Origin of the sequence: Rhodothermus profundi (assembly GCF_900142415.1) — a bacterium.
GTDB classification, from domain to species: Bacteria; Bacteroidota; Rhodothermia; order Rhodothermales; family Rhodothermaceae; genus Rhodothermus; species Rhodothermus profundi.
This window is the reverse complement of record NZ_FRAU01000009.1, coordinates 77616-90633: the sequence shown is the minus strand read 5'-3', so window position 1 is coordinate 90633 and position 13018 is coordinate 77616. Positions and strand designations below refer to the sequence as shown.

Annotated in this window: 10 protein-coding genes, 1 tRNA gene and 1 riboswitch; of the genes, 3 read left to right on the top strand and 8 right to left on the bottom strand. The window is 59.4% G+C overall.

What is annotated here, in order from left to right; translation table 11 throughout:
• The first annotated feature begins 14 nt into the window (after nucleotides 1-14).
• The 3 genes from BUA15_RS11955 to BUA15_RS11945 all read left to right on the top strand — a co-directional run bounded on the left by BUA15_RS11955 (nucleotide 15) and on the right by BUA15_RS11945 (nucleotide 5355).
• Nucleotides 15-833, top strand: coding sequence for a cyclase family protein (locus BUA15_RS11955; RefSeq protein WP_072716221.1), 819 nt, complete (start codon nucleotides 15-17; stop codon nucleotides 831-833).
• 202 nt (nucleotides 834-1035) lie between these two features.
• Nucleotides 1036-4023 carry a SusC/RagA family TonB-linked outer membrane protein gene (locus BUA15_RS11950; RefSeq protein WP_072716220.1) on the top strand — a complete coding sequence of 996 codons (2988 nt, stop codon included), beginning with the start codon at nucleotides 1036-1038 and terminating at the stop codon, nucleotides 4021-4023.
• Nucleotides 4024-4035: 12 nt separating this feature from the next.
• Nucleotides 4036-5355 carry a RagB/SusD family nutrient uptake outer membrane protein gene (locus BUA15_RS11945; protein WP_072716219.1) on the top strand — a complete coding sequence of 440 codons (1320 nt, stop codon included), beginning with the start codon at nucleotides 4036-4038 and terminating at the stop codon, nucleotides 5353-5355.
• A 437-nt stretch (nucleotides 5356-5792) separates the two neighbouring features.
• Here BUA15_RS11945 and BUA15_RS11940 read toward each other — a convergent pair.
• The 8 genes from BUA15_RS11940 to BUA15_RS11905 all read right to left on the bottom strand — a co-directional run bounded on the left by BUA15_RS11940 (nucleotide 5793) and on the right by BUA15_RS11905 (nucleotide 13013).
• Nucleotides 5793-5865 (bottom strand) — tRNA-Gly (locus tag BUA15_RS11940).
• An 84-nt stretch (nucleotides 5866-5949) separates the two neighbouring features.
• Nucleotides 5950-6459 carry a GNAT family N-acetyltransferase gene (locus BUA15_RS11935; protein WP_245772034.1) on the bottom strand — a complete coding sequence of 170 codons (510 nt, stop codon included), beginning with the start codon at nucleotides 6457-6459 and terminating at the stop codon, nucleotides 5950-5952.
• A gap of 16 nt (nucleotides 6460-6475) precedes the next feature.
• A complete protein-coding gene (gene asd, locus BUA15_RS11930; RefSeq protein ID WP_072716218.1) occupies nucleotides 6476-7558 on the bottom strand; it encodes an aspartate-semialdehyde dehydrogenase in 1083 nt (360 codons plus the stop codon).
• 36 nt (nucleotides 7559-7594) lie between these two features.
• Nucleotides 7595-8581 carry an aspartate kinase gene (locus tag BUA15_RS11925; protein WP_072716217.1) on the bottom strand — a complete coding sequence of 329 codons (987 nt, stop codon included), beginning with the start codon at nucleotides 8579-8581 and terminating at the stop codon, nucleotides 7595-7597.
• Nucleotides 8512-9588 carry a homoserine O-acetyltransferase MetX gene (metX, locus tag BUA15_RS11920; protein WP_072716216.1) on the bottom strand — a complete coding sequence of 359 codons (1077 nt, stop codon included), beginning with the start codon at nucleotides 9586-9588 and terminating at the stop codon, nucleotides 8512-8514. Before metX ends, BUA15_RS11925 begins: the two co-directional genes overlap by 70 nt.
• A 25-nt stretch (nucleotides 9589-9613) precedes the next feature.
• Nucleotides 9614-10939, bottom strand: coding sequence for an O-acetylhomoserine aminocarboxypropyltransferase/cysteine synthase family protein (locus tag BUA15_RS11915; RefSeq protein WP_072716215.1), 1326 nt, complete (start codon nucleotides 10937-10939; stop codon nucleotides 9614-9616).
• A 181-nt stretch (nucleotides 10940-11120) separates the two neighbouring features.
• A riboswitch (SAM riboswitch) is annotated at nucleotides 11121-11247 on the bottom strand.
• 296 nt (nucleotides 11248-11543) lie between these two features.
• On the bottom strand, nucleotides 11544-12152 hold the full coding sequence (locus BUA15_RS13550) for a histidine kinase dimerization/phospho-acceptor domain-containing protein (protein ID WP_084660594.1): 609 nt from the start codon (nucleotides 12150-12152) through the stop codon (nucleotides 11544-11546).
• 3 nt (nucleotides 12153-12155) lie between these two features.
• Nucleotides 12156-13013: an MBL fold metallo-hydrolase gene (locus tag BUA15_RS11905; RefSeq protein WP_072716214.1), complete on the bottom strand. Its 858-nt coding sequence runs from the start codon at nucleotides 13011-13013 to the stop codon at nucleotides 12156-12158.
• Between the last annotated feature and the right edge of the window lie 5 nt (nucleotides 13014-13018).

Genomic DNA, 13018 nt, shown 5'->3' with positions numbered 1-13018 from the left:
CTGCTTCGCATGCCATGCGTCCGCTGGGTCTATTGAGCTTGATGCTACTTGCTGCAGGCTGCCGTCCCGAAGCCCCGGCTCTGGAGCTGACCACGTGGCCTCCTGCGGGCTATGAAGTGCTTGATCTAAGCTATGCCTATAATGACTCAACAATTTACTGGCCCACAGCCGAAGGCTTTCAACTGCGCATTGACCACCGCGGCTACACCGAAGCAGGCTATTACTACGAAGCAAACACCTTCTGCACCGCCGAACACGGCGGCACCCACATCGACGCGCCCGTGCATTTTGCGGAAGGGAAATGGAGCGTAGATGAAATTCCCCTCACGCGGCTCATGGGCCCGGCCGTCGTCATCGACGTATCCGAAAAAGCCCTGGCCAACCGTGACTACCAGATCCAGGTAGCCGACCTGGAAGCCTGGGAAGCCACGCATGGCCCCATCCCCGAAGGAGCTATCGTACTGCTGCGCACAGGCTACGGCCAGTTCTGGCCCGACCGAACCCGCTACATGGGCACCGATGCCCGCGGACCGGAAGCTGTCCCGCAACTCCACTTCCCAGGACTGCATCCAGACGCTGCCCGCTGGCTACTCGAAAATCGCCGCCCCAAGGCCATCGGCATCGATACCCCCAGTATCGACTATGGCCAGTCAACCCGCTTTGAGACGCATCAGCTTCTATTTGCCGCGAACGTCCCCGCTTTTGAAAACGTCGCTCACCTGGACCGCCTGCCTCCCCGCGGCACCTTACTGATCGCACTCCCCATGAAAATTCAGCGCGGCAGCGGCGCTCCCCTGCGCATTCTGGCGCTGGTCCCCACACCACGCACATAGCGCGCTCCTCAGCAGCGCCACCCGGATGGGTAAGTGGACATTTTAAGAAAAAATTGTATTTATTCCTTATCCCAGTCATCCCAGACCTTTACTGAACCGTTCTCTTCCGCGGTCGAGTGGTCTCAAAGAAAGTTGCTTTTTTGCCAGTGATCCCCTATTTAAGGAGTCATAATGCACAAATTTGATTCAACGGTTGAGTGTCATGCGCATTCCGCTACTGGTCTGCTTTTTAGCTGGAGTATTCCTGGCCCTTCCTGCCTGGGGACAACGGGTCGTCGAAGGAACCGTGGTTGATGCCCAATCGGACACGCCCCTTCCCGGCGTCAGCATTGTGCTGAAAGGCACCATGCAGGGCACCACCACAGACGTGGATGGGCGTTTTTCCATTACGCTCCCTCCCGGCCCTCACGTTCTCGTTTTTTCTTTTGTCGGCTATCGCACCCGGGAAGTCGAGGTTGGTCCCGAGGTAACGACCTTGCATATCCGCCTGGAAGAGGACGTGCTGGGACTGGAGGAAGTGGTCGTAACGGGACTGGCCACTTCGGTGCGGCGCAGCAACCTCGCGCATGCGGTGGCCACAGTTAATGCAGCCGAGCTGGCTGAGGTAACGGCGCAACCCACGCTGGACGCGGCCCTCAGCGGTAAAGTGACGGGGGCTTACATCAGCGCCTACAGCGGAGCTCCCGGTGGGGGCTTATCCATTAAGCTACGCGGCATCTCCACGATCAACGGCAATGCGCAACCCCTCTTCGTAATCGACGGCGTCCTGGTTGACAACTCCCAGATTCAGAGCGGTGTCGATGCGGTCACCAATGCCACCGGCGGCGGTAGTGGCGTAGCTCAGGACAATCCGGTCAACCGAATTGCCGACCTGAACCCCGAGGACATCGAGTCCATCGAAATCCTTAAGGGTGCTTCTGCCGCTGCCCTGTACGGTGCCCGGGCATCCAACGGTGTCGTCATTATTCGCACCAAACGCGGCCGTCCTGGGCAGACCGTCGTGCGCGTCCGCCAGGAAGTCGGGTTCAATGAGATCGCCAAACGCCTGGGCACCCGCACGTTCACCGCAGAAACTGCACTGGCCTTTTTTGGTCCCAGAGGCCTGGAAGAATTTCAGGCAGCCCTGAATGGCCGAGGCTTCTACGACTACGAAGACCTCCTTTATGGCAACCGCGGGCTGCTCTACCGCACCAGCCTCTCCATCAGCGGTGGAAGCGAGCGCACCCAGTTCTATGCTTCCGGACTCGTGCACAACGAGGAAGGGATCGTTAAACGCACAGGCTATGACAAATACAGCCTGCGCCTGAACCTGAATCACCGTCTGACCGACCGCATTCAGCTCGAAACCACTACGAACTATATCCGCGCTGCAACGCGTCGCGGCCTGACCGGCAACGATAACTCGGGCACTACCTTTGGCATCTCGCTGGCCGCAACCCCTAACTTTGTCTATCTGCTGCCGGACGAGAACGGACTTTATCCGGATCATCCCTTCAACTCGGCCAATCCCCTGCAGACTGCCGCCCTGATGAAAAACGAAGAGACTGTCAACCGTTTCATCGGTTCAGGACGGCTCCGGGTCAACCTGCTCCAGCAGTCCCGACAGGCCCTGCAACTCATTCTGGAAGGAGGCGTGGACTATTACAACCTGGAAAATGATGCACGCTTTCCGGTTGAGCTCCAATTTGAGCGCCTCAATGTGGACGGCCGGGGGCCGGGCACGCTCATTCTGCGCGAGGCCAACACGTTCAATACCAACTGGCGGGCTCTTTTCGTGCATACCTGGACACCGGCCCTGGACCTGACCCTGACCTCGCAGGGCGGCCTGACGGGAGCCAATTTCGATCAGAACCAGCTCCTGTTTGTGGCCGACGGTCTCGTACCCGGGCAACAGAACCTGGATCAGGCTTCTACCATTGATCGCGAACAAACCCGCCAGTTTCAGCGGGATCGCAGCTTCTTCTTCCAGGAAGAAGCCAACTGGGCCGATCGCCTCATCCTGACGGTCGGACTGCGCGGCGACAAAAGCTCTATCAACGGTAACGTCAGCCGCTTCTTTCTCTATCCCAAGGCTTCCATTGCACTCAACCTGCACCAGTTTGGCTTCTGGCGCTGGACCGCCATCGACCAGTTGAAGCTGCGCCTGGCCTGGGGTCAGACCGGCAACATCGCAGGCTTTGGCATCAAATACACTTCGTTTGATCCCACCGTCATCGGCGGGCAGGCAGGTTCAATCATCAGCCGACGGAGAGGCTTCGACCAGGTCAAACCCGAACGCCAGACCGAGCTGGAAGGAGGCTTCGACCTGAGCCTGCTTAACGGCCGCGCTGCCCTGGAATTTACGCTGTATCGCAAGGTGATCACCGACCTGCTCCTGCAACGCGAAGTGGAACCGTCCACGGGTTTCGGCCTGGAAACGTTTAATGGAGGCGAACTGGAAAATGTCGGGCTGGAGCTGGGCCTGTCGCTGGTACCCTTCGACCGTCCGGATCTGCGTTGGATCAGTCAGATCCGCTTCTGGACCAACCGTGCTACCGTTACCCGACTACCGGTTCCACCCTTCCGCGCCCTGGGCGGCGGCTTTGGCGCCACGCTGGGTGAAATCCGCATCGAAGAAGGCCAGAGTCCTACCCAGATTGTCGGCATCGACGATATTGACGGCGATGGACGCCCCGATGGCGTCTTCAAACTGGGCGACGTGGCCCCCAAATTTCAGCTTTCCCTTTCAAACGAATGGACCATTGGCCGACGCCTGACCCTGTCGGTGCTGGCCCACTGGAAATACGGAGGGGATAACCTGAACCTGACTATGTTGCTGTTCGACCTGTTTGGAACCACAGCCGACTTCGACCAGGATGACGATGGCGACGGCATTCCCAATGGGATCGAACGCATCAACCTGCTGGGCGTCTCGGCCCGACCGTTTGTGCAGAATGCTTCTTATTTCCGCATTCGAGAGATTGGCCTCTACTACGAGGTCCCGCTCAAGCGCATCTGGCCAACGCTCAGCCGCACTGTACGACGGCTGCGCATCGGCCTGTCGGCGCGCAATCCCATCACAATCACGCCCTATAAGAGCTACGATCCGGAAGTAAACAACTTCGGCACCCAGCCCGTCGCCGATGGCGTCGAGGTTACTCCCTACCCTGCCTACCGTACCTTCCTGTTCTACCTGGGCTTTGAACTTTAACGCCTGATAACCATGAGACAATCAATGCGCTATATCCTTATCCTGATGCTGCTCCTGTTCACCGGGAGCTGCGATCTGTTGAGCATTGAGGACCGGCCAGATCCCAATGGCCCCAGCCTGGAGGATCTCCTGCAAAATCCTACCCGAGCCAAACTGGCTAACCTGGCCATCGGCATCGAGTCGGCCAGCCGATTTGAGCTGGGCATCTATCTGATTGATGTCGGTATGATCGGCCGCGAGTACTGGCGGTTCTCTTCCGCAGACCCTCGCTTCACGGGCGACCTGCTGGGCAAAGGCACCGCCGTGCTTGACAATAACACGTTTTACATCACCCGTCCCTGGGGCGCGCGCTACCGGGTCGTGCGCAACGCGTACATTCTGCTGGAGGCCCTTCCTCGGGCAGCCGATCTGAACGAAGCTGAGAAAAAAGCTACCGCCGGGTTTGCCAAGACATTTATCGCCTACCAGCTCCTGCTGAATTTGAATCTCACCTACGATAACGGCATCCGAGTGGACGTCGCGGGACCCGAACCCGGACCAATTGTTTCCCGCAGCGAAGCTCTCGCCTTTATTGCTCGTCTGCTGGACGAAGCGGCTCAGGACCTGTCGGCCGGCGGCGATGCTTTTCCCTTTCCGCTCTCTTCCGGCTTTGCTGGCTTCAACACACCCGCCACGTTTCGCCAGTTTAACCGGGCGCTGGCTGCTCGCGTAGCAGCTTACCGAGAGCAGTTCGACCAGGTCCTGACGCTTCTGGCCGAATCCTTTTACAACCCCTCCGGTGATCTCCGCACCGGTGTCTATCACAGCTTCTCAACGGCCTCAGGCGACCTGGTCAATCCGCTCTTTTTCGATCCCAACGCGCCCGCAGGTGATGCCCTGGTGGCTCATCCTTCTTTCGCCGCCGATGCAGAACCGGGCGACCAGCGCCTGAGCAAAGTCGTTCAGCGGAATGAGCCTGCTTCGCTCGATGGGCTGACCTCCACCTATGGCTTCTATGTGTATCCCAGCGCCAGCGCTCCCATTCCTATCATCCGCAACGCGGAGCTGATCCTGCTGGCGGCCGAAGCTCACATTCAACTGGGCAACCTCAACAGTGCTGTCACGCTGCTGAACCACATCCGAAATACAGCCGGACTTCCCGACTACACCGGCCCTGTAACTCAGGAAGCCCTCCTTGACGAACTGCTCCGCCAGCGCCGTTATGAACTCTATGGCGAAGGTCACCGCTGGATCGACCTGCGCCGCTACAACCGTCTGGACGAACTGCCTCTTGATCGGCCGGGCGACGACGTCTGGCGCCAGTTTCCCATTCCAGCCACCGAAAATCTCTAGGCTTCCTTCCTGAACCTTTGAGTAGGAGGCCTGGCTATCTGCGAAGGCCTCGCGGGTTCCTTTTCTCCAAAATGGGAGACCCGCGAGGCCTTGGAGTCTCTGGCCTTCCTTCAGGCGACAGGCTCCCCTGCTCCTTCCGGTCATGAGCCTTCTCGTCGCCCCCAGCGTAAGGTACACTCCCCTGCCAACAGCTTCTTTGGCTGGCTTCAGAGAGACGCTCCCCTCTCAGAGAAGCTCCTCCCCTGATACTTGCTTCCTGCAGAGATGCCGCACTCCTGAAGCAGCACGCCGACTGCAAACCTCCTCACTCGGTTCCCTTTCCCAGAAGCGTTCCCCCAGGCGGATACTCCATCAAAGCAACTGTTTTTAAGAGCAGCCCTGGGAGCATGCATCGCCTGTAACAAAAAAACCCGCCTGCTTTTTAAGCAGGCGGGTAGAGCGGAAGACGGGACTCGAACCCGCGACCTTCTGCATGGCAAGCAGACGCTCTACCAACTGAGCTACTTCCGCTCATTGCCAGCGGGCTGTATGATACAACATCTTGGTATCGTCTGTCAACCCGCTGGCGATGCTTTTTATCGCCGAAAGGGGGGCTCAGGTTTCCGATTTCGGGTTTTGAAAATCCCTCAAAGGGATGGTCAGCGTGATGGAAAAAGGTCGGGCATGCTGGCGTTCCCAGAAGGCCAACCCGCCATGATTAGCAGCCAGCACCCCCAAGCGCAGCCGCACCGCTCCCACTTCTCGTGCCCAGGCTCGGACGGCGGCTACGAGCTGTGCGCCGATTCCCTGCCGCCGGTAATCCGGCAGTACGTACAGCTCATCAATGTAAACCTCCAGCTCCTGGCGGTAAATGGGCGGAGGGCTCCACTGGTGGGCCGAGATGAAGCCGATCAGCTTGCCAGACCGGTCTGCCACCAGCAGGCGGTACATTCGGTCGCGCACCCACAGCATAAAATCGTTGCGCCAGCGACGGCGCGCATCGTCGGCAGGAGCAAACGTGGGATCCAGGGTTGCCTGTTCTTCCAGCAGCCGCCACCAGAGCGCTTCCAGCGCATCGGCGTCCTCCCATCGTGCTGGCCGTATGGCTACACTTTCCATATTCATCGGCACGAGGCCCGGTTCAGGCCTCGGCAACGATAAGCGAGCGGCGTGGTTTCAGGTATCCCTGACGCACCAGCAGCTCGGCGTTGAGCACAGCTCCCCCTGCAGCACCGCGGATCGTGTTGTGCACCAGCGCCACGAACTTCACGTCAAATACTTCGCAGGGCCGAATGCGTCCAATAGAGACGGTCATGCCTCGGCCGAGCTCGGCGTGGCGACGCGGTTGCGGAAAATGCGGCTCATCGAATACCTGCAGCAACGGATCCGGCGCTGTTGGGAGCTGTAAATCAGCAATCGGGCTCCGGAACGTCTGCAGCGCTGCGCGCACTTCCTCAACCGAGGCGGCACGCGCCAGCTTGACCGAGATGCATTCCAGATGTCCTTCCAGAACCGGCACCCGGTTGCACTGCGCACTGATCTGAATAGCAGCAGGTTCGACGCGGCCGTCCACCAGCTTTCCTAGAATCTTGCGGGGCTCGGTCGCCATCTTTTCTTCTTCGCCCCCGATGAAGGGGATTACGTTAGCCGTAGCGTCCAGCGACGGAACGCCTGGATATCCAGCGCCGGATAGCGCCTGCAAGGTGGTAACGTGCACCTGCGTCACCCCGAACGTTTTGACCAATGGATAGAGCGCGCACACCAGTCCGACCGTAGAGCAATTCGGATTGGTCACAATGAACCCCCCCCTTGCACGCCAGGGCTGGCGTTCGATGAGGGCCGTGTGATCCGGATTGATTTCTGGAATCAGAAGCGGTACATCTTCCCGCATGCGGTGATTACGGGCGTTTGAAATGACCGGATAGCCAGCCTCCGCCAACTGGTGCTCAATCTCACCGGCCACACTGGCACTGAGCCCCGAAAACACAAAATCGCAGTCCAGCTCCGTTGAGATTGGCACCACTTCCTGGTCGGCCACCTGCGGAGGAATGGGGCGGGTGCCAATCCAGTGGGCTGCCTCTCGGTAGGGCTTGCCAGCCGAACGGTCGGAGGCTGCCAGTACGCTGATTTCAAACCAGGGATGATCGGCCAGCAATTCGACAAACTTCTGGCCAACAGCGCCTGTAGCACCTAGAATGCCTACGCGAAGTTTGGGCTGATCCATAGATGCATTATGGGTTTATGGGTGATTAGAGGATTTTCAACCGACCAGAGTCTGCGGCGTATCGGCTGGAAGCAGCCAGGTACCTGGCTGCTCGGGCGCCAGTGTTGAGCGCACGTGCACTGGAATACCGGCGGCTACCAGTGGATCAAGCGCTTTGCGGTGCATTCCAAGCTTACCAGCATGGTTCCAGGCCCAGGCTTCTTCAAGCACCAGGGTCTGGTACCGGCGGGCTTCCGGATTTTTGCGCGGGTCTGCTGTATAGAGACCGTCCACATCGGTCCAGCGCTCCAGCACCTCAGCCCCGAGCATGGCAGCTAGCAGCGCAGCCGAATAGTCGCTGCCACCGCGTCCCAGTGTCGTTGTTTGCCCCTCAGGGGTAGCACCAATAAAGCCGGTAACAACCGGAACCGTCTGCTTTCCGAGCCGGGCAAACCATTGTTGCACACGTTCGCGCGTGGCCTCCAGGTTCACATTGGCTTCGCCGTGCCGCGCGTCGGTGCAGATCAGCGTGGTTGCGTCCTGTGCAAAGGCGGCTACGCCCCGCGCTTTCAGCGTGGCAGCCAGCAACGGTGCCATCAAACGCTCTCCCGTAGCCAGCACTTCGTCCCGCCAGGCCGGCTTCGCATTTTGGGACTGCGCCATCCTTAGCACGCGCGCCAACTGCGACAGCGTTTCTTCAAGGGTAGCCAGGTAACCGCGCCGCAGTGCCGCGTGATGGCCCAGCACGTGGGCCAGTGTGCGATGGCGCTGACGCATGCGCGCCAGCAATGCCGGGACATCTAAGGCGCCTTGCTGCAAGGCGTCCCAGGCGTTTACGAGCTCATTGGTAACGCCAGCCGCCGCCGACACTACCACCACAATTTGATGCGTAGCGGTAGCCCGGGTGATCAGATCAGCTACCCTCGCAATCAGGGCAGCCGATCCAACCGACGTTCCGCCAAATTTAAGTACCTTCAGGCGGCGGTCTCGTTGGAAGGCCAGGGACTGGGTGTTGCCGGCACGGAAACGTTCTGGGCAATCCATTCGCGTAGGACCTTGTTAAGGGTTTGTGTTTCGATCAGGAACGCATCGTGTCCGTGCGGCGAGTGCAACACGTAAAGCGATGCGTTCGGCAGGTGCGCCACCAGTTCTTCCTGCTCAGTTAGCGGGTAGAGTACGTCCGAGTCGATCCCGACCACCAGGGCAGGCTGGCGCACGGCGGCCAGCACTTCTGGATAGGGTCCCCGTCCCCGCGACACGTCGTGAGAATCCATTTGCTGCGTCAGCCGCACATAGCAGTTTGCATCGAACCGGCGCACCAGCTTTTCGCCCTGGTAGTGCAGGTAACTTTCGACGGCAAAAAGCTCCTGTTCACCTCGAAGCATGCGACGGCGTCCAAAACGGGCCTCGAAGGATTGGTAGGAGCGATACGAAATCATGGCGATCATGCGGGCGATGGCCAGTCCGTGCGCGGGCGGATTGTTGGGGTCATAGCATCCCCCCTGCCAGCGGGGATCGGCATAGATGGCCTGTCGTTGGGCTTCGCTCCAACCAATACACCAGGCCGAGTGGCGTCCGCCCACAGCAATTGGAATAATTGCCCGCACGAAATCATCCTGAAAGGCCCACTCCAGCACCTGCATGCCCCCCATGGAGCCTCCCACGGCAACCGCTACCTGCCGCACCCCCAGGTGCTCCAGCAGTTTTCGGTGCAGGTTTACCGTATCACGGATCGTTACCTGCGGAAACGCTGGCCCATACGGCCGACCGGTATCCGGGTTGATCGTCAGTGGCGAGGTAGTCCCATAGGGAGAGCCCAGCACGTTGGCACACACCACAAAGAAACGATCCGTATCAAAGGCACGGCCAGGCCCCAGGAGATCCCCCCACCACTGATCTACATCGGCGCTTCCGGTCAGCGCATGGCATACCACCAGGGCGTTCGTACCCTCCGCATTCAGGCGCCCCCAGGTCCGGTAGGCTACCTGCACCTGACGCAGCACCACACCACTTTCCAGCGTGAATTCGGGTAACACAAACGTCTGCGTCATGGGCAATTCCCTGTGGGATGCGGTTTCAGGTTGCCGTCGTTTCCGAGATGCGCGCCAGGGCCTGCGCAAAGTCTTCTTTGATATCGTCGATATGTTCGATGCCTACCGATACCCGCACCATGTCAGGCGTCACGCCCGCAGCCCGTTGCTCTTCGGGCGCCAGTTGCTGATGTGTGGTAGAGGCTGGATGGATAACGAGGGTTCTGACATCCCCCACATTTGCCAGCAGACTGGCCAACTGGACGTTGCTGACAAATGCCCGGCCAGCCTCGTAGCCTCCTTTGAGTCCAAAAGCCAGTACGGCACCGAAGCCATTGCGCAGGTACTTTTTGGCCCGCTGGTGATAGGGATGATCCTCCAACCCCGGATAGCTCACCCAGGCCACCTGCGGCTGTTCGCGCAGCCATCGGGCGAGTTCCAGAGCATTGTCGCAGCTGCGCTGCACGCGCAGCGAAAGCGTCTCCAGTCCCTGCAGTAGCAGAAAAGCTCCGAAGGGATGCTGGCAGGGGCCAAAGTCTCGCAGCCCTTCGACGCGGGCCCGAATAATGAAAGCCATGTTGACGCCCAGCACCCCCTGCGGTCCGAACGTTTCCCAGAAGTTTAGCCCGTGATAGCCGGGAGAAGGCTCGGTGAAACTCGGGAAGCGGCCGTTATCCCAGGGGAAGGTTCCCGCATCCACAATGACGCCCCCGATCGTATTGCCATGTCCTCCGATCCACTTTGTCGCCGAATGCACCACAATGTCAGCGCCGTACTCAATGGGTCGGCACAGGTAGCCGCAGGCGCCAAACGTATTGTCGACCACCAGCGGGACTCCGTGACGGTGGGCAATCTCCGCCAGTCGTTCAAAGTCTGGAATGTTAAAACGCGGATTGCCAATGGTCTCCATGTAAAGCGCTTTGGTGCGTTCGTCGATCAGGCGTTCAATGGCTTCCGGATCGTCCCCGTCGGCGAACCGCACCTGGATTCCGATGCGTGGAAAAGAAACCTTGAACTGGTTGTAGGTGCCTCCGTAGAGGTAGCTGGTGGAAACAATGTTATCGCCTGCCTCAGCCAGCGTCGTCAGCGCCAGAAACTGCGCTGCCTGTCCACTGGAGGTTGCCAGCGCGGCCACGCCCCCTTCCAAGGCAGCTACCCTGCGCTCAAACACTTCGTTGGTGGGATTCATAATGCGGGAGTAGATGTTGCCAAACTCCTGCAGGGCAAAGAGCCGCGCGGCATGATCGGCATCCCGGAAAACAAACGACGTCGAAGCATAGATGGGCACAGCACGCGCGCCAGTGGTAGGATCAGGTTCGTGCCCTCCGTGGACCTGCAGGGTCTCAAAGCGAAGCGTAGACGGCTGCTTCATGGGCCTGTGGACTGCTGGTTGGTGAAACTGCTGCCGAACCCCACCTCACCCGGAAGGCTGGACGGGCCACAGGCCCATGGCCATAGGCTGGCGTGCCGGACGGCCACTAAAAAACCTCTCCCGCACGCCGACCCGCGGAAGAGGCTACACTGTTCACGGCACGGATGAACCCGCCTTGAACAGCTCATCTCCCCTCGCGGTCGTGCGAGGCAGGAATTGGCACCTTTCCCCGCATCGTCTCCCGACGATCAACGGGGCGGTTGCCAGGGCTTCACAGGGCCTGGTCCCTCCACCCTTCTGGATGAGCTGGTAAGAACATCCTTGTTGGGGCCGTTCTACGGACCCTCCCATAGGGGGTTCCACGGTGAAACCGATTACAGTTTGTGAAAAACGTCCCAAGCCCCACCTGACGCTCGCCCGCAATGCCATTGCACGCGCCAAGACGCTGTGGGCGCCAGCGATTGGCACGGATTCCTGCGCTCTTTGAGAGAAGCTGTAGCAAAGGGAAGCAGCTCGGCTTACCTGTTATGCTGCGGGCACGCGGAGGAGACCGCATCGAAGGACAACTGCTGCCTGGCGACGCGCGTTTTTTTCTGATCTGGATTCAGTCTGGCAGCGTATCGCGCAATGCTACCAGTCGCTGCAACAATCCTTGAATCTGCTGGCAGGCCTCCTCAATGTCGCGTACCGGTCCCTCCAGCTCTGTATCGCCACCCCGCATCCGAATCAATTCATGCAGGAACTGGGCATTGCCTGAAATAATGGCCAGCGGATTTTTCAGATCATGATTAAGTCGAGAAAGCTCCCGGCGCACGTGGCGCAGCGGCACCGACGCTGACGCGCCACCGGCCGCAGCCAGTCGCTGAACCCAGGCCTGCAGCTCCTCGGTCTGATCCGGCGCGGCTGCGGCCAGCCATCCTGCCTGCGCCATTGCCGCAACCATCCGCAGGACAGAAGATTCGGTCAACAGCAGCACAGGCCGTGCCGCTGCTGACTGCGCTGTCAACAGCACCTGAAGACAGTCCGCTTCAGCCTCTGGGCCTACCTGCACAATCACTCCGCGCACCTGCTCTTGCGCTATGTGCTGAGGTAGCTCTTCAGGGGTACACCGCAGCACGTCCCAACCGGCATCGGCCAGCACCTTAGCGACCGAAGCGGATGCAGAGGGCTGGGCAACCAGCAGTACCACACCAGAAGCTCGGGAGGACGCCATGGCTCAGAAGAGTTCTGCTAAGGGACGCGGATGCACAGCAGCAATTTCGCGTTCTGTTCGATGGAGGCTGACCACCACCACTTCCGGATCATGCTCAAAAAACAGATGCCACCCGTTCGCTTCCGCGCGTTCTAAAAAAGCCAGTTTTTCCTCAAGCGTTACCAGGGGCCGGATGTCGTAGCCCATGTTCCAGACGGGTCGCAGATGCACATGCGTTGGAATCAGATCGGCGACAAAGACGAGCGTTCCCTCAGGCCCATCAATGCGCACAATTTGCTGCGCCTCGGTATGTCCGTTCACCACTTCCACGGTTATGCCCGGAAGCACTTCACCCGGTCCCTCTAACAGCCGGAGCTGTCCGGAAGCCTCCAGCGGCTCTAGATTTTCGGGCAAAAACGATGCCCGTTCGCGTAAATTAGGATGGCGGGCCCATTCCCAGTGACGTCGTTGCACGTAGAAGGTAGCGTTGGGAAAGGTTACCTCCAGCCGATCTCCTACGCGTCGCGTGCTGCCGCCGCAGTGGTCAAAGTGCAAATGCGTCAGGATCACGTCGGTTATATCTGCTGCTGAAAAGCCCAGGCGCTGCAACGAACGATGCAGTTCGGCATAGTCGTGATCAACGGCGTAGATGTCGCGAAATTTTTCATCAAGTTTATCACCAATGCCATTGTCAATCAGAATCAGGCGATTGTTGCCTTCGAGCAGCAGGCAACGCATGTTTAGCAGAATGCGATTACGTTCGTCGGCGGGGGCATAGCGTTCCCACAGTGGCTTGGGCACAATTCCGAACATAGCGCCACCGTCCAGCCGAAAACGTCCTGTTTCCACCGTGTAGAGCGTGTACGATCCAATGCGTGGCATGATAG